The organism is Vibrio sp. SCSIO 43097, from assembly GCF_023650755.1.
GTDB classification, from domain to species: Bacteria; Pseudomonadota; Gammaproteobacteria; order Enterobacterales; family Vibrionaceae; genus Vibrio; species Vibrio alginolyticus.
Map to the genome: position 1 here is coordinate 324,427 of NZ_CP071840.1, position 20,870 is coordinate 345,296.

The 20,870-nt window shown below is 46.4% G+C and carries 19 protein-coding genes; 11 read left to right on the forward strand and 8 right to left on the reverse strand.

Annotation, left to right across the window (positions count from 1 at the left end; translation table 11 throughout):
• Positions 1-293: 293 nt before the first annotated feature.
• The 6 genes from J4N40_RS01585 to J4N40_RS01610 all read left to right on the forward strand — a co-directional run bounded on the left by J4N40_RS01585 (position 294) and on the right by J4N40_RS01610 (position 9,253).
• The gene (locus J4N40_RS01585) at positions 294-3,248 is read left to right on the forward strand and encodes an ExeM/NucH family extracellular endonuclease (protein WP_115386343.1); all 2,955 of its coding nucleotides are present in this window, start codon (positions 294-296) and stop codon (positions 3,246-3,248) included.
• A gap of 189 nt (positions 3,249-3,437) precedes the next feature.
• A complete protein-coding gene (locus J4N40_RS01590) occupies positions 3,438-4,025 on the forward strand; it encodes an aminodeoxychorismate/anthranilate synthase component II (protein WP_053303043.1) in 588 nt (195 codons plus the stop codon).
• A gap of 361 nt (positions 4,026-4,386) precedes the next feature.
• The gene (locus tag J4N40_RS01595; protein WP_005381420.1) at positions 4,387-5,598 is read left to right on the forward strand and encodes an aspartate aminotransferase family protein; all 1,212 of its coding nucleotides are present in this window, start codon (positions 4,387-4,389) and stop codon (positions 5,596-5,598) included.
• Between the two features lie 109 nt (positions 5,599-5,707).
• Complete coding sequence (gene astA, locus J4N40_RS01600) at positions 5,708-6,727, forward strand: arginine N-succinyltransferase (RefSeq protein WP_005381422.1); 1,020 nt, start codon at positions 5,708-5,710, stop codon at positions 6,725-6,727.
• 28 nt (positions 6,728-6,755) lie between these two features.
• Positions 6,756-8,213: a succinylglutamate-semialdehyde dehydrogenase gene (gene astD, locus J4N40_RS01605; protein ID WP_005381424.1), complete on the forward strand. Its 1,458-nt coding sequence runs from the start codon at positions 6,756-6,758 to the stop codon at positions 8,211-8,213.
• Positions 8,214-8,461: 248 nt separating this feature from the next.
• Positions 8,462-9,253, forward strand: a complete 792-nt coding sequence (locus tag J4N40_RS01610; protein WP_053350708.1) for a DUF1338 domain-containing protein — start codon at positions 8,462-8,464, stop codon at positions 9,251-9,253.
• Positions 9,254-9,389: 136 nt separating this feature from the next.
• Here J4N40_RS01610 and crp read toward each other — a convergent pair whose 3' ends face one another.
• The 6 genes from crp to J4N40_RS01640 all read right to left on the reverse strand — a co-directional run bounded on the left by crp (position 9,390) and on the right by J4N40_RS01640 (position 15,003).
• The gene (gene crp, locus J4N40_RS01615) at positions 9,390-10,022 is read right to left on the reverse strand and encodes a cAMP-activated global transcriptional regulator CRP (RefSeq protein WP_005381432.1); all 633 of its coding nucleotides are present in this window, start codon (positions 10,020-10,022) and stop codon (positions 9,390-9,392) included.
• 240 nt (positions 10,023-10,262) lie between these two features.
• Positions 10,263-11,132 (reverse strand): phosphoribulokinase, encoded by an 870-nt coding sequence (locus J4N40_RS01620; RefSeq protein ID WP_005381434.1) that lies wholly within the window; start codon positions 11,130-11,132, stop codon positions 10,263-10,265.
• 125 nt (positions 11,133-11,257) lie between these two features.
• Entirely contained in the window at positions 11,258-11,470 is a 213-nt protein-coding gene (locus tag J4N40_RS01625; protein ID WP_005381436.1) for a YheU family protein, read from the reverse strand.
• Positions 11,471-11,503: 33 nt separating this feature from the next.
• Positions 11,504-12,511 (reverse strand): hydrolase, encoded by a 1,008-nt coding sequence (locus J4N40_RS01630; RefSeq protein WP_033907159.1) that lies wholly within the window; start codon positions 12,509-12,511, stop codon positions 11,504-11,506.
• Positions 12,512-12,598: 87 nt separating this feature from the next.
• The gene (locus J4N40_RS01635) at positions 12,599-13,087 is read right to left on the reverse strand and encodes a TIGR02444 family protein (RefSeq protein WP_033907158.1); all 489 of its coding nucleotides are present in this window, start codon (positions 13,085-13,087) and stop codon (positions 12,599-12,601) included.
• Positions 13,084-15,003: an ABC transporter ATP-binding protein gene (locus J4N40_RS01640; protein ID WP_042523641.1), complete on the reverse strand. Its 1,920-nt coding sequence runs from the start codon at positions 15,001-15,003 to the stop codon at positions 13,084-13,086. The genes J4N40_RS01635 and J4N40_RS01640 overlap by 4 nt, the downstream gene beginning before the upstream one ends.
• A 209-nt stretch (positions 15,004-15,212) precedes the next feature.
• On the opposite strand from J4N40_RS01640, the gene kefG reads away from it, so the two are divergent.
• From kefG to J4N40_RS01665, 5 genes are all read left to right on the forward strand, one after another.
• On the forward strand, positions 15,213-15,806 hold the full coding sequence (kefG, locus tag J4N40_RS01645) for a glutathione-regulated potassium-efflux system ancillary protein KefG (RefSeq protein WP_005381444.1): 594 nt from the start codon (positions 15,213-15,215) through the stop codon (positions 15,804-15,806).
• Positions 15,790-17,586, forward strand: a complete 1,797-nt coding sequence (gene kefB, locus J4N40_RS01650; protein ID WP_053307379.1) for a glutathione-regulated potassium-efflux system protein KefB — start codon at positions 15,790-15,792, stop codon at positions 17,584-17,586. Before kefG ends, kefB begins: the two co-directional genes overlap by 17 nt.
• Before the next feature lie 33 nt (positions 17,587-17,619).
• Positions 17,620-17,820, forward strand: coding sequence for a YheV family putative zinc ribbon protein (locus J4N40_RS01655; protein WP_005381449.1), 201 nt, complete (start codon positions 17,620-17,622; stop codon positions 17,818-17,820).
• Between the two features lie 92 nt (positions 17,821-17,912).
• Complete coding sequence (gene slyD, locus J4N40_RS01660) at positions 17,913-18,464, forward strand: peptidylprolyl isomerase (RefSeq protein WP_005381451.1); 552 nt, start codon at positions 17,913-17,915, stop codon at positions 18,462-18,464.
• Between the two features lie 130 nt (positions 18,465-18,594).
• Positions 18,595-19,536, forward strand: a complete 942-nt coding sequence (locus J4N40_RS01665) for an isoaspartyl peptidase/L-asparaginase family protein (protein WP_053307404.1) — start codon at positions 18,595-18,597, stop codon at positions 19,534-19,536.
• A gap of 83 nt (positions 19,537-19,619) precedes the next feature.
• Here the strand turns inward: J4N40_RS01665 and J4N40_RS01670 are convergent, their stop codons facing one another.
• Complete coding sequence (locus J4N40_RS01670; RefSeq protein ID WP_005381455.1) at positions 19,620-19,847, reverse strand: SlyX family protein; 228 nt, start codon at positions 19,845-19,847, stop codon at positions 19,620-19,622.
• Positions 19,844-20,830 (reverse strand): WD40 repeat domain-containing protein, encoded by a 987-nt coding sequence (locus J4N40_RS01675; protein ID WP_005381457.1) that lies wholly within the window; start codon positions 20,828-20,830, stop codon positions 19,844-19,846. The genes J4N40_RS01670 and J4N40_RS01675 overlap by 4 nt, the downstream gene beginning before the upstream one ends.
• Positions 20,831-20,870 lie beyond the last annotated feature (40 nt).

The window sequence follows — 20,870 nt, forward strand, 5'->3', positions numbered from 1 at the left end:
TGGGTTAATAAGCCACTCAACAAGTGATGTATTTTCTACTCCTTAACATGAAGTGAAAAAGTAAACTGAGTAATCAATCTAAATTCTGACTTGTTTATCAATAGCGCTCTGTATTTATTACAAAAAATGTTTGAATGGGATGCTCTGGCATATTTTCTTATATTCACATGTGATTCATTTCACGGCTTTAATTACTCATTCTTATTTATTTCATAAATAAACCTGATAGTAGACGCAAATGGCAGGCTCTAATCAGAGCTAAGTTTGCATTTACATAAATATCAGGTACGACAATGGACACGTTAATCAAACCCTCAATACTCGCATTAACCATCGCCAGTGCACTTAGTGCAAACGCGAACGCAGAGATTATTATTTCCCAATACGTAGAAGGCGGCGCTTATAATAAAGCGGTAGAGATCGCTAATACGGGTGATACTGCGGTGACACTCACTGGCTACGAGTTGGCGAAATCATCAAACGGTGGTGGTACTTGGGGTAGCACATTCGACCTTAGCCAAGTGACGCTACAAGCTAACCAAGTGTATGTACTGGCGCATGGTGACGCGAGCGATACCATCAAAGCTGTCTCGGATATCACAGATAAAAGCGTTGCGAACTTTAACGGTGACGACCCGATCGCACTGCTTAAAGATGGTGAAGTGCACGACATCATCGGTGTGATGGGTGACGTAGATTTTGGTAAAGACACCACATTAGTTCGTAACAGTGATGCACTAACCCCTTCTGCTACTTATGATGCATCTCAGTGGACGGCATTTGAGAAAGACAACATTGACGGCCTTGGTGAGCTAAATGCGACTGAGCCACCAGCACCATTCGCTTGTGAAGTCGACGGTCAGCAACCTAACTTCACTACCATCCAAGATATTCAAGGTGAAGGCGATACGTCTCCATTCATTGATGGTTACCCATACATTACTGACGAAGATCATTTCGTAACTGGTGTCGTGACTGCTGTTACCACTGGCCTAACCAAAGGTTTCTACCTACAAGCATTAGAAAGCGACAACAACGACAAGACCTCAGAAGGTTTGTTCATTCATACTGACGCGGCAGACATGGCGCTGAAAGCTGGTGACGTTGTTTGTGTGAAAGGTAAAGTTCAAGAGTACTACAGCAATACTCAGCTAGCTTCTGATGCTAACAGCTATGTGAAAACAGGCACATCGGATATTCCTCGAGTTACCGATCTTGTTATCAAAGAAGGTGAAACACTACGTGATGCGCTAGAGCGTCATGAAGGCATGCAAGTTGAACTAACTTCGGCAAGTGACTTGTTTGTAACTCGCAACTTCTCTTACGACTACGATTCACGTCGTAACAACATGATGTTGTCTCATGAAGCGCCATTGTTTAAGCCGACTCAATTGCACGCAGCAGAGAGCGATGCAGCCTTTGAGCTAGCAAAAGACAACGCAGCGAACCGCGTATACCTAGAATCTGATGGCAAAGCACCAAACGGCCAAATCCCTTACTACCCAGATTTTGCAAAAGATGCAGACCAAGATGGCTCTTCTGAGCAGCACATTCGCCTTGGTTCGCGAGTAGAGGGTCTGCAGGGCGTCGTGGCTTACAGCTACAACGAATACCGCCTGATTGCGACCAATGAAGTTGATAACACCAACTTCGTGACTTCAGGTGAAGGCTTCGACGTGGCTCGTAAAGATGCCCCAGCGATTGCGGACTCAGATTTGCGTATTGCAAGCTTCAACGTACTGAACTACTTCAACTCCGTGGCTGACAGTGGTCATGAAAACCCAACCGGACAAAACCGTGGTGCGACTAATCTAGACGAATTCCTGATCCAGCAAGCGAAAATCGTTGCGGCGATGAACAAGATGGACGCAGACGTTATTGGTTTGATGGAAGTGGAAAACAACGGCTTTGGTGATGGCAGTGCTATCCAAAACTTAGTTGATGCCCTAAATGCTGAGATTGATGACGCTGAAGATCATTACACGTATGTCGAAATCGAAGAGCAAGACAAATACCAAGACGAATACTTTGGCAGTGATGCGATCATGGTGGCGATTTTATATCGTGCTAACGCAGTAACGCCAAAAGACGCTGCAAAAGTGATCATCACGCCAGAGCAGCACATTGCAGAAAACACAATTACTCGTAAAGAGGGCACAGAAAGTAACCCTGCTTACGATAAGTACCAACGCCACAGTCTACTTCAGACCTTTACGGTGAAAGAGACGGGTGAAGATTTGTCTATTGTCGTAAACCACTTTAAGTCGAAAGGCTCTGAGTGTATTGAAGAGTGGATTGCTGGTGTAGAAGATTCTGAGCCAGAGGATCTGCAAGGCAACTGTAACAACTTCCGCGTTTCTGCTGCGCACGCAGTGGGTGAAGCGTTGAAAGAGGTGAAAGGCGATGTATTGCTCATGGGCGACCTCAATGCTTATGGCATGGAAGACCCACTTCTGACACTGACTGATTACTCGAAAGAGAAATACGGCCGTGACATTTATACTGCTGCTTACACAACCATTGGTGATGGTGAACTTCAAGTAGAGAAGACCAAAATTGAAAAAGGTTACGGTCTGCACAACTTAAACACGTTGCTGCACGGCACTGATACGTTTTCTTACACCTATTCGGGCGAGCTGGGTAATTTGGACCACGCATTGGCAAGCAGTAGCCTAGCGCAAAAAGTGGTAGCAATTGAAGATTGGCACATCAACTCACTAGAGAGTAACTTGTTCGAATACAGCAGCAAGTACACAGGTGATATGCCGAAGTACAAAGATGCGTTCTCTGCCTCTGACCACGATCCAGTGATCATCGCGATTGATTTACCAGATGATGACATCGATTTACCGAAAGCAGGTGACAACTTAGCCGTCGATGTCCGTTTACCACCAACGGCGGTTGTAGGTGATATTGTTACGGTGAACTTAACGCCATCCACACAAGCGGCTGCGGCAAGCAGCGATACGAAAGCTTACTCGGCTAGCCAAACCTTAGTTCAAGCTGATATTGATGCGCGTAGCGTGAATATTGAGTTTGAACAAACGCCAGAGCAAGGTAATTATCAGTTAGAAGAGAAAGTGACTGACTCGACAGGTAATATCGTGAAGTTTAGCTCTGTTCGTGATGTTTCAATGACGCAAACTGAAACTGGAACAGAAGGGTCGAAGGATTCAGATGGTGGTTCGTTTGGTTTTGGCGCGCTATTTGCGCTGCTAGGTCTCGGCTTATTCCGTCGTCGCCGCTAAGCGAATTTACTTTCTGACAAACAGTTCCTAAATAGCTGTAAAGACCAAAGGCCAGCCTATGCTGGCCTTTTTATTCAGCAAAAACTTGCCTTTCTTGCTTGGTATAGCAAAATACCGCCCTTGATTGTCACGAACGTGGCGATTCACTACGTAAGCATTGCCAAAACGGATTGGAGCAACCGACCCTTTATGTTGTTGATCATCGATAACTACGACTCTTTTACCTACAACCTTTACCAATACTTCTGCGAGCTTGGTGCAGACGTAAAGGTGGTGCGTAACGATGAAATCGATATCCAAGGCATTGAGGCGCTCAACCCAACTCATTTGGTGATCTCGCCAGGGCCATGTACGCCGAACGAAGCAGGTATTTCACTGAAAGCGATAGAACACTTCGCTGGTAAGCTTCCAATATTGGGTGTTTGTCTTGGCCATCAAGCGATAGCGCAAGTGTTTGGGGGCGAAGTGGTACGTGCACGACAAGTGATGCACGGTAAGACCTCACCAATTCGTCACAACGGTCGTAGTGTGTTTAAAAATCTGAATAACCCACTCACGGTAACCCGTTATCACTCTCTTGTGGTGAAAAACGGTACTTTACCCGACGTGTTTGAACTGACTGCATGGACAGAACTGCCTGACGGAAGCATGGATGAAATAATGGGTTACCAACATAAAACCTTGCCAATTGATGCGGTGCAGTTCCACCCAGAATCAATCAAAACTGAGCAAGGTCACGAGTTGCTTGCGAACTTTTTAGCACGCAAAGCGATCTGATCGCGATCACTTTTCTTAACAAATCATTCATCTTTTTGCTGAGGTGAGCGGATTGCAAAACTATGCGATTCTCTCGAGTCTCTTTGTCTATTCATGTCTTTTTAAACCTTCTATCCCCTGTATTACATAACATTTATAAAAAATCCCTTCTCTATTTTACTTTCTTGATGCATAAATAGTCATAAGCAGTGATTAATGGAAGTTACTTTCGAGAACGAAAAGAATAAATCACTATTGAAATGGTTAATTAAATGTAAATACAATGCCGCAATAGCTTAAATGCAAAACATTATTTGCTGGCAAAGAGAGCCGGTTAAATTCGCTTATCTGCTACGCATGCGGTATCAAGAAGGAATGTGCAATGACAACGGAAATTAAAGTAGAGCGCGGTTTATTCGATGAGGTAATGGTACCTTGCTATAACCCGATGGAAATGATCCCTGTTAAAGGTGAAGGTTCACGTGTTTGGGATCAGGAAGGTAATGAATACATCGACTTTGCTGGTGGTATTGCAGTGAGCTGTCTTGGCCATTGTCATCCAGTAATGGTAAACGCACTAACAGAGCAAGCTAACAAGCTTTGGCACTTAAGTAACGTTATGACGAACGAACCAGCCCTTCGTCTGGCGAAAAAGCTAACAGAAGTGAGTTTTGCTGAGCGAGTGTTCTTTGCTAACTCTGGCGCAGAAGCAAACGAAGCCGCTTTGAAGCTGGCACGTCGTTATGCAGCAGACGTTCATGGCACTGAGAAATCTGAAATCATTGCATTCAAACAAGGTTTCCACGGTCGTACATTCTTTACCGTAACGGTTGGTGGCCAAGCGGCATACTCTGACGGTTTCGGTCCTAAGCCAGGCGACGTGACACACCTTCCTTACAACGATATCGAAGCTTTACAAGCACACATGTCTGATCGTACTTGTGCGGTCATGATGGAGCCACTACAAGGTGAAGGCGGCATCGTGCCACCAACGCCTGAGTTCGCTCAAGCGGTTCGCGAGCTGTGTGACAAACACAACGCCTTACTGATCTTCGATGAAGTGCAAACTGGTAATGGCCGAACAGGTAACTTCTACGCTTACCAAGGTTTAGGTATCACGCCAGATATTCTAAGTACTGCGAAATCACTTGGTGGCGGTTTCCCGATCGGTGCAATGCTAACGACAGCAAAATTGGCAGAGCACATGAAAGTGGGCACTCACGGTTCTACATATGGCGGTAACCCACTAGCGTGTGCGGTTGCAGAAGCGGTTGTAAATGAAGTTACTAAGCCAGAGGTGTTGGCTGGCGTGCTAGAACGCGAAGCAATGTTCCGTGAAGGTCTAGAGAAGATCAATGCGAAGTACAACATCTTCTCAGAAGTGCGCGGTCAAGGCCTATTACTTGGCGCTGCACTAAATGAAGAATGGCAAGGCCGTGCGCGTGACGTGCTAGTTGCTGCAGGTAAACAAGGTCTCATGGTATTGGTTGCGGGTGCCAATGTCGTACGTTTCACACCATCACTCGTTATCACACAACAAGAAATTGAAGAAGGCTTGGCGAAACTGGATAAAGCGATTGCGACTTTAGTTTAAGCGCGATATCAGTTTAAACGTCAACGCAGACACCCCCGTCAAGGATCTCTGATGGGGGAATTGTTCCTACAATATAGTTAGGATCTTCTTGCATCTGGAGGGAGTATTGATGCTAGTAGTTCGCCCTATCGCGATGTCGGATTACGACGCACTGCACACTTGTGCGGTGGAGTCTGGTCACGGATTTACATCTCTACCGGTTAACGAAGAACTGTTAACCAATCGAATCAAACATTCAGAGTACAGCTTTGGTAAGCCAGATGTGGCAGAACCAGGCGATGAAGGCTACCTGATGGTTGGCTTTGACTCTGAAACGGGTGAGGTTGCGGGTACCACCGGAATCGAAGCATCTATCGGCTGGGATGTCCCATTTTACTCATATCACATTAGTAAAGTTGTGCACTCGTCGCCAAAGCTTGGCGTTAACAACGTCGTTAAACTGCTTACTTTTGGTAATAACTACACGGGTAACAGCGAAATTTGTACCTTGTTCTTGCGTGAGAAATTCCGCCAAGGTCTGAATGGTCGTCTAATGTCGAAGTGTCGTTTCCTAATGATGGCAGAGCACCCAGAGCGTTTCTCTGAAACGATCTTTGCGGAGATGCGTGGCGTTTCAGACGACGAGGGTAATTCACCATTCTGGCAATGGCTCCAAGAGCATTTCTTCTCTATCGATTTCACGCTTGCAGATTACCTAACAGGTATCGGCAAGAAAGGCTTTATCGCCGACTTGATGCCGAAACTGCCTATTTACATCAATCTGCTCAGCCCAGAAGCGCAAGCCGTGATTGGTCAAGTACATGACAACACGCGTCCAGCGCTGAAGCTGCTTGAGCGTGAAGGTTTTACCAACCGAGGCTACGTCGACATCTTCGACGGTGGTCCAACGGTTGAGTGTGATCTGCGTAATATTGAGTCGGTACGTCATTCATTCCGTGCGCAAGTCAAAATCTCTGAACATTCCAGCACACAAGACTTCTTGATGTGTAATTCATCTTTCGAGAACTTCCGTGCGACAGTCACTAAAGCGGCGTATGACGCAGAAACACAAAGCGTGATGATTGCACCAGACGTTGCGGATGCACTTTCGGTTGAAGAAGGGGATTTCGTTCGCCTTCTTCCGCAGTAACAGACGACAGAATTTAAGGATAGAAACAATGACACATTGGATTGCAGGTGAATGGGTACAAGGTCAGGGTGAAGCATTTACGTCTCTGTCGCCGTACAACCAAGAAGTGATCTGGCAAGGCAAAGGTGCAACGGCAGAGCAGGTGAACCAGGCGGTATCTGCAGCGCGTGAAGCGTTTATTGACTGGAAAAAGCGCCCATTTTCAGAGCGTGAGGCAATCGTGTTGGCTTTTGCGGAGAAAGTAAAAGAGAACAGCGAAAAAATCGCCGAAGTCATTGCCAAAGAAACTGGTAAGCCAATTTGGGAAACGCGCACTGAAGCTGCAGCCATGGCAGGTAAAATTGCCATTTCGATTCGCGCTTATCATGACCGCACTGGTGAGGCGAGCCGTGAAGCAGCAGGCAACCAAATCGTATTGCGCCACCGCCCATTGGGCGTGATGGCGGTGTTTGGTCCTTACAACTTCCCAGGCCACCTACCAAATGGTCACATTGTGCCTGCGCTACTGGCTGGTAACACGGTAGTCTTCAAACCGTCTGAGCAAACGCCATGGACGGGTGAATTGGCAATGAAGCTATGGGAAGAAGCCGGTCTACCGAAAGGCGTGATTAACCTTGTTCAAGGCGCGAAAGAAACTGGTATCGCGCTCGCTGACGCAAAAGGCATCGATGGCGTACTGTTTACGGGTAGCGCAAATACGGGGCATGTATTACACCGTCAATTTGCGGGTCAACCGGGCAAGATGCTCGCACTAGAAATGGGTGGTAATAACCCGATGGTGATCTCTGATAAATATGGTGATTTGGATGCCACGGTTTATACCATCATCCAGTCAGCGTTTATCAGTGCTGGGCAGCGTTGTACGTGTGCTCGTCGTTTGTATGTGCCATTGGGTGAAAAAGGCGATGCGCTTATCACCAAGCTCGTTGAAGCGACACGCAATATTCGCGTAGACCAACCATTTGCAGAACCTGCGCCATTTATGGGACCGCAAATTTCGGTCGCGGCAGCCAAGTTTATTCTTGATGCACAAGCTAATCTACAGTCTCTTGGCGGTGAAAGCTTGATTGAAGCGAAAGCAGGAGAGGCGGCGTTTGTTTCTCCTGGCATCATTGATGTAACGAACATTGCTGAGTTACCAGATGAAGAATACTTCGGCCCACTTCTGCAAGTGGTGCGTTACGAAGGGTTAGACAAAGCCGTGGCGCTAGCAAACGATACGCGCTTTGGCTTATCTGCTGGTTTGGTCTCAACCGACGACCAAGAATGGGAATACTTCGTTGACCACATTCGTGCAGGTATCGTGAACCGTAACCGCCAGCTCACTGGTGCAAGCGGTGATGCGCCATTTGGTGGTCCGGGGGCGTCGGGTAACTTGCGCCCAAGCGCTTACTACGCAGCAGATTACTGTGCGTACCCAATGGCATCAATGGAAGGTCAAGAGACTGTCTTGCCTGCAACATTGAGTCCAGGTGTAGCGCTATAAGTTTTAATAATAGAGTCGCAACTATGCATTGCGGCTCACCTTGCCGGCGCATCATTTAGGTATGGGTTGTAGTGATCGTTGGCAGAACACGAAAAGTGAGCAAAGACTCGGAAAAGCGTGTTGACTGACTGGCATTTACCGTCACAGGTTGATGGTTGCTCGTTCATTATTCTGGACAACTTTTGTTGTGAACGAGCAGCCAACTTCCGCTTACCTTTAAACTCTACATCTCGTAACAAGGAGTCGTTATGACGCCCGATGTGTTATTTGAATCGCTATGGCAAGATTACATTCAACGTCTTTGCCCTTCGGCTGCTAAAGTGCATCAGCTGCTTCAAGAAGATGAGCCTCTGATTAATGATCATATAGCTTTACGTACCTTCAATATCGCGCCTCTTGGTATTGAAACTCTAGCTAAGCCATTTGTAGCTATTGGTTACAAGGCGTGTGGTGATTACGTTTTCGAAAGCAAAAAGCTGGTTGCTAAGCACTATGAGCACCCAGATCCGAAGCAACCTAAAGTCTTTATTAGTGAGCTAAAAGTTGAAGAGTGCTCGTCTGAGCTACAAGAGATTGTGAAAAATTTGGTGGCACAAGTCGATGCTGACAAGCTGAATGATAGCGCATTCTTACATGGTGGACGCTTGTGGGATTTAAGCTTTGCTGATTACCAAACGTTGGCTAAAGAAAGTGAGTACGCATCTTGGCTTGCGGCGCATGGTTACGGAGCAAACCACTTCACGGTGAGCGTTAACCAGCTCAATGAATATGAAGAAGTGAAGCAGGTAAACGATCATCTGCGTACCGCTGGGTTTACCATTAATGAAAATGGTGGTGAAGTGAAGGGCACTCCTGAGGTGTTGCTAGAGCAGTCATCGACCATGGCAGATAAAGTAGCGGTTCGTTTTAGCGAAGGCACTGAAATTATCCCTGGCGGGTTTTATGAATTTGCTAAGCGCTATCCGATGGAAAATGGTGATTTGTACCCAGGTTTCGTGGCCGCTTCAGCTGACAAAATCTTTGAAAGTACGAATAGCTAAGTTTTAGGGTTAACCTGTTAAGCTTACTCATTAGTGTTCGCTGCACCCTATCTCATTTGGTCATGAGCAAATAAAAAGCCACCAATGTTTCCATTGGTGGCTTTTATAATTTTGTTCGTGTCACTCTAGTTTGAGATTAACGAGTACCGTAAACCACGATGGTTTTACCGTGAGCAGAGATTAGGTTCTGCTCTTCTAGCATCTTCAAAATACGACCTACTGTCTCACGAGAACAGCCAACAATTTGACCGATTTCTTGACGAGTGATCTTGATTTGCATGCCGTCTGGGTGAGTCATTGCGTCTGGTTGTTTTGCAAGGTTCAGAAGCGTCTGAGCGATACGACCAGTTACGTCTAGGAACGCCAGGTCACCCACTTTTTGGCTAGTTACTTGAAGACGACGAGCCATCTGCGCAGAAAGACGCATTAGGATGTCTGGGTTTACTTGGATAAGCTGACGGAACTTCTTGAAAGAAATTTCAGCAACTTCACAAGGAGATTTAGCACGAACCCAAGCTGTGCGCTCTTGGTCTTCCTCGAATAGACCAAGTTCACCAATAAAGTCTCCTTGGTTTAGGTAAGAAAGGATCATCTCCTTACCTTCTTCGTCTTTGATAAGAACCGCAACAGAACCTTTAACGATGTAGTACAAAGTTTCTGCCTTTTCGCCCGCGTGAATTAGCGTGCTCTTTGAAGGGTACTTATGAATATGACAGTGTGAAAGAAACCACTCTAATGTTGGGTCGGTTTGAGGTTTACCTAGAACCATAATATCTCACTTCCTCTGCAGGGTACGCTTGCGCTATCCATATTTTAGCTAAGCCTGAATTAGGCCTACTAGAATAAGAGCACTTTTTATATGCTGCAAGCTCTCTTGTGTTTCGGTAAGAAATAGTATCCTTTTTCGAAAACGATTTCTTGATTTTAATCGTGCCATGATTGAGATTTTGTAAGCAAAACTGTGCACATGATCACGGTATGAAAAGTAAACATCTTCGCAGGCAGGTTTTTAGCCAATTTTCCCTGTTTCGATGAGCTGTTGTAGGATAGGCCGAACTATGAGCTCCATTGCAAAGCTCATCTTACCGCCGGGTACGACAATCGTGTTGTGGCGTGACATGAATGAGCCATCAATCATGGCCAGCAGATATGGGAAGTCGACATTCTTGATACCGCGTAGGCGAATCACCACAAAACTCTCATCCAAACTAGGGATGCCTTTTGCATTAAGTGGGTTGGAAGTATCAACGGTCGGTACGCGCTGGAAGTTGATGTGAGTACGAGAAAACTGCGGAGTGATATAGTTGAGGTAATCGTCCATGGATCGCACGATTGAGTCCATTACCGCTTCACGCGAATGGCCGCGATCGCGAGTGTCGCGTACGAATTTTTGTATCCACTCTAAGTTCACAATCGGCACCATGCCAATTAAGAAATCCACATGTTGAGCAACATTAACATCGCCATCGACCACGCCACCATGTAACCCTTCATAAAACAGAACGTCGCTGTTTTCGGGTAAGTCTTGCCACGGTGTAAACGTGCCTGGCATTTGATTGTAGGGAACCGCTTCGTCAAACGTGTGCAGATAACGGCGCACGCTGCCAGTGCCGTCATGCCCGAACTTACGGAAAAACTCTTCTAATCCCGGGAAGTCATTAGCTTGTGGGCCAAAGTAGCTAATGTGTCGACCTTGCTCGCGGGCTTTGCGGATTTCGATGTCCATTTCTGGGCGAGTAAAGCGATGGAAGCTATCGCCTTCAACCCATGCGGGTTTAACGTTCATCATATTGAACATTTTACGGAAGGCTTCAGATGTAGTGGTCGTGCCGGCACCGGACGAACCAGTAACCGCAATAATTGGGTGTTTAGCTGACATGACAAACCTTGTCGAAAATTACTTACCTGTAATGTGCAGTAGAGTTACTACTGCACGGTCGATATCCCACTATAGCACGTAACAATACCTTGTCATCGAGTGGGATACGGTAAAATGTGAAGGGTCTAAAATTTTGTTTTATGCTGAATATCGACGGTTTCGTGTAGCTCAGAGAACACGATAACCGCTTCACCTTTTTCCAATTGAGCTTTAACTTGATCAATTTTGTCATGCAAAGAAACCTCGACGGTTCCGTAATCCGTTCCTTCGCGTAAGACGAATTCACGAATTAAGTTTTCCAATGTTTCCGGCGCAATGTCTTGCCATGGAATGATCATAAATACCTCTAACTTTTATGATGAGCGGCTAGTTTACTGCGTTCGTTGCTTGGATACAGCAGAAAGGTAATCTGCGGCGATACTTTCGTAATACGCGGGCAGCGCTTCCTCCAACCAAAACTTAGGTTTTAACGCTGTTCCTGTCAGGAAGCCAACATGGCCACCGTGCTCAAAGAGACGGTAATCAATATTATCTGGCAGAACAAACTTCGGTATCACATCATCGGTCATGAACGGATCGTCTTTGGCATGGATGATCAGTGTGGGTAGCGTGATTTGCTGTAGTTTACTTAAGCCAGAGCATTGGTCGTAATAATCTTGTGCGTCTTTAAAGCCATGCAATGGTGCGGTAATCAAATCATCGAATTCATACAGCCGTGTGACACGTTTTATTGAGTTGTAGGACAGCGCAAGCTCACCATGCAGTAGATGATGCTTTTGTAACGCGTTACGTTTCAGTGAAGAAAGCAGGTAACGGCGATACACTTTTGAAAAGCCTTGTTCAATACGGTTTGCACACGCCGCTAGGTCTAAAGGCGCTGAGATAATAGTCGCTGCATTCAAAATAGGGTGGTCTTTATATTGGGCTAAATAATTCGCCAACATGTTACCGCCAAGAGAAATACCAACCGCAACTTTGGGGTTATCAGGAAAACGTTGTTCAAGGTGCTCTAGGAAGTAACGAGCATCCGTCACTTCACCCGAGTGGTAAGCTCGTGCTTTTTTGTTTGGTTTACCGCTGCAGCCACGAAAATGCATCATCACCGACAGCCATCCAGATTGAGCAAATGCATTCATTAACCCATTGGCATAAGGGCTATAGAAGCACCCCTCTAACCCATGAAATAAAACAAAAATCGGCTTTTTTTGTGCAGGCTCTTGGGTTGGGTCCTCGCTCCACGCGAGATCGAGAAAGTCGCCATCGGATGTATCGAGGGTTTGCCAAATCGGCGTAAACAACGCTTTTTTGCGAATAAAACGCGGCAAAAGCGTTTGGAGATGCGGGTTTTTGATCCCGGCGGCTGCGAAAAATTGTGTCATACCTAACTGCTCTTATGCGGTCCTTCGGTGTCCGTTGAAGAACTTATTAATATAATCCTTTATAAAGATTATAGGTATTCTACAGATTTATGGGCGTTTTGGTGGTTGAATGTTTGGCACCGGAATAGCAAAGGCTTGCTGCAAATGCTCCCCACCGAGTTGACGACAGTATCTCAACGTCAGTGGGTCACCATCATTTTTGAGTAGTGCAAGTGAGTTAATGCAGTCCACCAAATCCGCTTGTTGCTGCTTTTCTAGTTGCAGCTCAAACTGCAAGGTCTCACGATACAAAGCGTCATTGACTTGAGACTTAAGGTGGCGACGAAGGTCGCGAAAGGAGTGAAGTAAAGTTTCGCTTCTACCTAGACAGTCTTGCACCAAGGGCCAGTCTTTTTCTTGGAAAATGAGTTGCTGCTCATCGAGCCATCTGAGCAGCAGGAGTAGGTTCACGTTACCGTGATAATTGTTCTGTAATGATAAACACGCCTCTTTCACTTCTCGCACACCATAAAATTGCAGACTAAACTGCCAAAGGTGTTCTAGGGTGAGTGTGTATTCAGCGTGTTGATTACTCATTGATTAAACTCTAGCTCCATCTGCTCCAATGTTTCTTGAGCAGACATCCATTCCATTTCAATTTCTTCGAGCTCAGCCTTACTAGAAGCTTGAAGTGCCAGCACTTGGTTAAGTTTAGCTTTATTTTCGGCCGCATACAGTGAGTTGTCCGCCAATTGTTCTTCAGCTTCGGCCAGTGCAGCACCTAACTTATCCATTTTATTTTCTAGTTGTGTCAGCGTTTTGCGAATTGGCGCTGTCTGTTTTCGAAACTCTGCATCGCGACGTTTTTGCTCTTTCTTCGCAGCTGCGCTGTTGGCCGTATCTTTGCTTGGCTGCGCAGCCTGCGCTTCTTTGCGTTCCGCTCTTTGTTGTTCGGTTAACCATTTATAATAGTCATTTAAATCACCGTCGAACGGAGCAACTTGTCTATCATGCACTAAATACAAGTCATCGGTCGTAGCGCGCAGTAAATAGCGGTCGTGCGAAACAATCACCATCGCACCTTCGAATGTTTGCAGTGCCATCGTCAATGCCTGACGCATGTCCAAGTCTAAGTGGTTGGTCGGTTCATCAAGTAGCAACAGGTTTGGCTTTTGCCACACAATTAAAGCCAATACCAAACGGGCTTTTTCGCCACCAGAAAACGGCGCAACTTTTTCTAGTGCTTTGTCACCTTGGAAGCCAAAGCTACCTAGGTAATCACGTAGCTGCTGTTCGGTTTGATCGGGTGCGATTTGCATCATGTGTTGCAGCGGCGTTTCTTCAGGATGAAGCGTTTCTAACTGGTGCTGAGCGAAGTAACCAATTTTCACGCCTTGTGAGTAAGTTAGGTCACCACCTTGCGCGTTAAGTTCACCAGAGAGCAGCTTGATTAAGGTCGATTTACCCGCACCATTACGGCCGAGTAGACCAATACGACTGCCAGGAACCAAGTTCAAGCGGATCTTCTCTAAGATGAGGTTGTCACCGTAACCTGCAGATACTTCATCCATCATCATGATTGGGTTTGGCAGCGCAGCTGGCTCACGGAATTGGAAGCTAAATGGGTTATCGAATTGAGCTGGCAGTACTTTTTCCATGCGCTCCAAAGCTTTGATACGGCTTTGGGCTTGGCGTGCTTTTGATGCTTTATAACGGAAGCGGTCGATGTAGCTTTGCATGTGCGACATCTGCTTCTGTTGCTTTTCAAACATCGCTTGTTGTAACACCATCTTTTGTGCGCGTTGGTTTTCGAATGACGAGTAGTTACCCGTGTATTCGTTCAGCTGCTGATTCTCGATGTGAATGATGCGACCAACAATTGGATCAAGGAAGTCTCGGTCGTGCGAGATCAGAATCAGCGTGCCAGGGTAGTTTTGTAGCCAACGCTCTAACCACATTACCGCGTCCAAATCCAAGTGGTTGGTTGGTTCGTCGAGTAGCAGTAGATCAGAACGACACAATAGCGCTTGAGCCAAGTTAAGACGCATACGCCAACCACCCGAGAATTGGGTCAAACTCCAACTCATTTGCTCTTGGCTGAACCCTAAACCATCGAGCAGTTCTGCCGCGCGAGCGCGAATGCTGTAACCACCAATGGTTTCAATTTTACCGTGTATCTCGGCAACTAGGGTTCCGTTGTCCTGCGTTTCTGCTTCTGCTAACTGCTTTTCGAGAGCGCGGTATTCGCGATCACCATCAATGACGTATTCCAGTGCAGTGCGCTCTAGCGCAGGCGTTTCCTGTGCGACCCAGGCCAACTCCCAGTGTTGAGGCTGGCTAAATGAGCCAGCATCAATTGACAGTTCATCTTTCAGTAGGGCAAACAGCGTTGATTTACCGCAGCCGTTTTTGCCCACAAGACCGACTTTATCGCCAGGGTGAATAGTCGCAGAAGCTTGGTCTAAAAGAGGTTTACCGCCACGCAGTAACTGAATATCAGAGAAGGTAATCATAAAGTTTTCATTCACTTTGCGCAGTGCGCGTTGCTTGGTTACATAGCGAAGTGGTTTCAATCGTTTTTAAAGCCACTTGGGTATATATCTAGCGGTGAATAGTAGGGGTATTGGCCGGAAAAGTCGATTGATTCGCTTTAATTGCATTATGCTGTACAAAAAAGTATAACAATTTGATAACGGATAAAAATAACCACAAGGACGACCATTTGGCTGTTGCACCGTCTATTCTCCCAAAAGTTCTGGTCATTTATGCTCATCCAGAGCCACATAACTCGATTGCCAATCAAGTGATGATAAAAAAAGCTCAGTCGCTTGATCACGTCACTGTGCACGATCTTTACGGTGTTTATCCTGATTTCTTTATTGATGTGAATTACGAACATGAGTTGTTACTCGCTCACGATGTGATTGTATTTCACCACCCACTTTATATGTATTCATGTCCAGCCCTGTTAAAAGAGTGGCTAGACCGAGTGTTAGGTAAAGGCTTTGCGTTTGGCGGAGGTGCGGCGCTAGAAGGAAAATACTGGCGCAGTGTCATTACAACAGGTGGTAAAGAAGAAGCCTTCAGTGCGAAGGGGTACAACAAATACCCACTTGAGCAAATCTTGCAACCGTTTGAACTGACGGCAGCTCTATGCCAAATGCACTGGATTGAACCTCTGGTGTTGTATTGGTCAAGAAATGTTTCGGATATTGAACGCTACGAACATGCCGAGTTATACCGTGGATGGCTGAGTAACCCACTTGAAAACTGGCAAGCGGCAGATCGAGGAGGTCAGTATGGCGATCACCAGTGAGTTTCTTCAAAGCAGTGTGGTCTTTCTTTCGGCTGCGGTTATTGCGGTGCCGATTGCTCAGCGCCTTGGGCTTGGCTCGGTTTTAGGTTATTTACTCGCTGGTGTGTTGATTGGCCCATGGGGGCTTGGCTTAATTAGCGACGTTGATGCCATTTTGCATTTTGCCGAGCTTGGGGTTGTGTTGTTACTGTTTTTGATAGGGCTGGAATTAAACCCTAAAAAATTGTGGCAGATGCGAGGGCCGATTTTAGGTTTAGGCGGTGCGCAGGTTGTGGTCACGACCGCCGTGATTGGTAGTGTCGTCAGTATGTTTGGCGTAAGCATGCAAGTGAGTTTGGTGATCGGGATGGGGTTGGCGCTGTCCTCGACGGCGATTGCGCTTAAAGTCATTGAAGAGCAAGGGCTTAATGGTACCGAAACGGGGCAATCTGGTTTTGCGGTGCTGCTCTTTCAAGATATTGCAGTGATCCCGATGCTGGCGATGTTGCCCTTGCTAGCAGGCGGGCATAGTGGTGGAAGTTGGTTGGATGTCTTCACTATTTTAGGCAGTGTGGTAGCACTGTTGATTGGTGGTCACTTTTTACTACGTCCGCTATTTCGTTTTGTCGTGATGAGCGGCGTTCGTGAGCTCTTTACCGTTGCTGCACTTTTAGTCGTGCTTGGCATTTCGGTCGTGATGCAAAAGCTCGGCCTTTCGATGGCATTGGGGACTTTTTTAGCAGGCGTTTTGCTTGCAGAGAGTGAGTATCGCCATGAGCTGGAAATCGCTATCGAGCCATTTAAAGGTCTGTTGTTGGGGTTATTCTTTATTGCGGTGGGCATGGCGGTAAACTTGGGGTTATTGGCATTACACCCTTTAGAGATTCTCGGTGCGGTGGTGGCTTTGGTCGTGGTTAAGGGTTTGGTTTTGTATGCATTGGCGAGAGCTGCCCGTGTCGGAGCCAAAGCGAGAAGCCGTATGGCTGCAATTTTGAGCCAAGGCGGTGAGTTTGCCTTTGTCATATTTACCGCGGCGAGCCAAGAGGGCATTTTGTCCAAAGAGCAAGTGGCGTTTCTGTTGGTGGTGGTCAGTCTATCCATGGTGACGACTCCTCTTTTGCTGATGGGACAAAAGAAGTGGTTTGCTCATACCCTGAATCAAGAAGAAGAGGGCATGACCACGAAAGTCGTGGATCGCCGACCACGCGTTATCATTGCAGGCTTTGGACGTTTCGGTCAGGTCGTCGGACGTTTAATGTATGCCAATAAAATCAAAGTGACAGTATTAGAAAGTGATGCCAGCCAAATCCACCTATTACGTAAGTATGGTTACAAAGTGTTTTATGGCGATGCTACACAAATTGACCTATTGAGGGCAGCTGGCGCTGATAAAGCGGAAGCATTGGTTATTTGTACTGATTCACCTGATGAGGTGATGGCCATCGTGGACATTTGTCGCGTGCACTTCCCGAAACTTAAGTTGTTAGCTCGAGCAAGAAGCCGTGTCGAGGCTTACCAGTTAATGAGTCATGGTGTAGAGAATTACTCTCGTGAAACATTTTTAGGGGCGCTAGATCTCGGTCGCCAAGCGCTCGTAGAACTGGGTATGCATCCTTATCAAGCAAAGCGGGCAGAAGCACATTTTCGCAAGTTGGATAATGCTATGCTTAAGGACTTATTGCCTCAACACAATGAAGATAAGAAATTAGCTCAAAGGGCGAAAGAGGCCCGCAAAGAGCTAGAAGAAATATTTGGTCGTGAAATGGAGAGCGACCATCAGTCACCTAATCATTGGAAGTAGTACTTGAGCCAAGACTCAAGCTAAGGAAATAGCGTGAAAATCAAGAAACGTTTTATTGCCGGCGCTAGCTGCCCAAATTGCAGCCAGCAAGATACCCTGCGCTGGTGGATTGAAAATAACATCGAATTAGTTGAGTGTGTCGAGTGTGAGTTTACAGAGCAGCGTAAACCACAATCTGTAGAGAAAAATAAACACTCAGATCAGGAAATGATCGGAATTTTTAAGCCGGAGTAATTGAACTTCGATAATTGATCCCCATAATACACCCAGATATCTCAGTACTTAACCCCATTCAGGTTAAGTCAATTAATCTCCCTGGAGTTAGTATGAAAATTGAAAAGAACGTTGTTGCAAGCCTTGCATACAAAGTAATGATGGAAGACGGTGTCGTTGTTGATCAATCAACAGCAGAAGCACCCCTAGATTACCTTCACGGTCACAACAACCTAATCACAGGTCTTGAAAAAGAACTTGAAGGTAAAGTGGCTGGCGACAAGTTCTCAGTTACGGTAGCTCCTGAAGAAGCTTACGGTGAGCACAACGATGCGCTAGTACAGCGCGTTCCTGCGGACGTGTTCCAAGGCGTTGAGCAAATCGAAGTGGGCATGCGCTTCCTAGCTGACACTGACCAAGGTCCAATCCCTGTTGAAGTAACAGAAGTTGACGGCAACGAAGTGGTTGTTGACGGTAACCATATGTTAGCTGGTCAAACACTAACTTTCGAAGTAGAAGTTATGTCTACACGTGAAGCAACAGCAGAAGAGATCGAACACGGTCACATCCACCAAGGTGGTGGCTGTTGTGGTGGTCACGATCATGACCACGATCACGAAGAAGAAGGCGGCTGCTGTGGCGGCGGTAGCTGTGGTTCTCACTAATCATAAGCTCCTTCACTAGATAATCTTATCTAGCAAAGCTTTGAAAAGCGCAAGTTGAGTTTCAACTTGCGCTTTTTGTTTATCTAAGGTGTAGTGCCAACCATACAAGGAATAACAGTTGGACAAAGCGATGACGAAACCTTTCTCGATTGCCATTCATGGCGGTGCAGGCACCATCTTGCGTGAACAGATGAGCGATGAGCTGCAACAATCCATCTTGGCGGATTTAGAAGCTGCGGTAAAAGCGGGACATCAAATTCTAGAAACGGGCGGTGAAGCCTTAGATGCAGTCGTAGCGGCAGTGAAAGTATTGGAAGACTCTCCTAACTTTAATGCGGGTAAAGGCTCAGTGCTGACCAACAACGAAATGGTTGAAATGGACGCTTCTGTGATGGATGGGCGAAACCTTGCAGCAGGTGCGGTCGCAGGTGTTCGTCATATCAGAAACCCAATTGAACTCGCTCGTGACGTGATGCGAAACAGCAATCATGTGTTGTTGGTGGGTGAGGGCGCAGAGACGTTTGCTTTTGAGCAAGGCCATGAGTACACCGAGCAAGATTACTTCTTTACTGATCGCCGTTATGAGCAGTTGCTGTCTATGCGTGAGAAAGGACTGTTTGCTTTGTCGGAATCTCGTTACCCAGATGACCGTAAGCACGGTACGGTTGGTGCGGTGGCATTGGACCAACAAGGCAACTTAGCCGCTGCCACCAGTACGGGTGGCGTGACGAATAAGAAATACAACCGAGTCGGAGATTCGGCTCTGATTGGTTGTGGTACGGTGGCCGAAAATGGCGTTGTGGCAGTTTCCACTACGGGTGTCGGTGAGTTCTTTATTCGTAAACGTGTTGCGGAAGACGTTGCAGCACGTATGCGTTACTTACAAGAAGATATTCATACGGCTTGTGAACACATTATCCAAGGTGATCTCAAACAGATGGGCGGAGAGGGCGGTTTGATTGCCATTGATGCTAAAGGTGAGATGCACTTTGCGATGAACAGTTCTGGCATGTACCGAGCAGGCATTAATACGCAAGGCGAGCTGAGCGTTAAAATCTACGCCGACGAATAGCTTCCTCTTGAGTACCTTCTTAAGTAATTAATACAACAAAGCCCAGAACATGTTCTGGGCTTTATGCTATTTGAGCCTGCATTTTAATAATGCGGTGGTGGGGTTTCTTCTGACGGATCGGCTAAATTCGACGAGTCCATATTTTTTACTTTACCTACCACATATTTCATCTGATCGAGCATCTTGGTAATTTGCAGTTGTTGCTGCGATAAAGCGCCGTTCAGATCTTCAATAGTCTGTTCTTGGAACGCAAGCTGACATTCTAAGTCATTAATGCGTGCTTCCAATTGCTGAATGATTTTTTCTGTCATGATCCGTTCTCTAACTGCCAAGCTTGGGCAATACCTGCTGAAGTAGCAGTAATTACGCGTTGTTTTGAATCAAAGGCTGCATCATACACGACCGCACGGGGAGGGCGAGTGTCTTTTTTGGGCTCCACTTCAAATCCACTCATTCGTTTTCCGGTTTGAGTATCCCATATTGACACACGGCCAGAAGGGCTTCCTGTGACTAGTTGAGTCCCGTCGTCAGAAAATCGTGCGGTAGAGAAAATTAATTGGCGTGACCAACTGCTCAACTGTGTGACTTCTTGTCCAGTTTTTAAATCCCAAACAATCGCTTGGTTTCCGCCATCAGATGTCATTGCTAATTTTCCATCTCTTTGCAGGGCCACGCGAACAATTCGTTGTTCATGTTCGAAGGTTCGTAGTACTTGTCCGGTTTCGGTGTCCCACAGATACGCTTTATAGTCATTACCTCCGGTTAGGGCGAAGCGCCCATTAGGAGAAATGGCCACGGAATTGACTTTTTCACGATGCGCAAGGAACTCCATGCGACGCCCGGTGACTAAGTTGACATAAATTGCTTTACCGTTGGATAACCCAAGCAGAACTTGTTCACCATTACTGGTGATATCAACGTCGCGAATGAGCGCATCAGAGATAGACCAAAGGCCTTCGGATTGCGTCCAGCCTAGGTCCCAAACTGCGAAGTTCATTTGGCTTGCTGTAATTGCGTAGCGACCATTGTCAGATATGCGGATATGGGAAACCACATTGGCATCGGCATCGAGTTCACCCAGATTGGCTAGTTGTTCATTTTGCTCTAGGTCCCACAACATCAAATGACGTTGTTGAGAATAGAGCAGAGCAAACCGTCCATCTCTGCTAAGTGCGAAGCTCGTCGCACCTTGAGGTTCTATCGGCCAACGCTGCACTTCACGCTCGGCGAAAAAGCAACCATTTAACGTGGTGATGACAATTAAATATAGGAATAAATGAAAAATTCTTTGCATCACATCTAATAATCCGGTTTGTGTCTTAAGACATATAGCT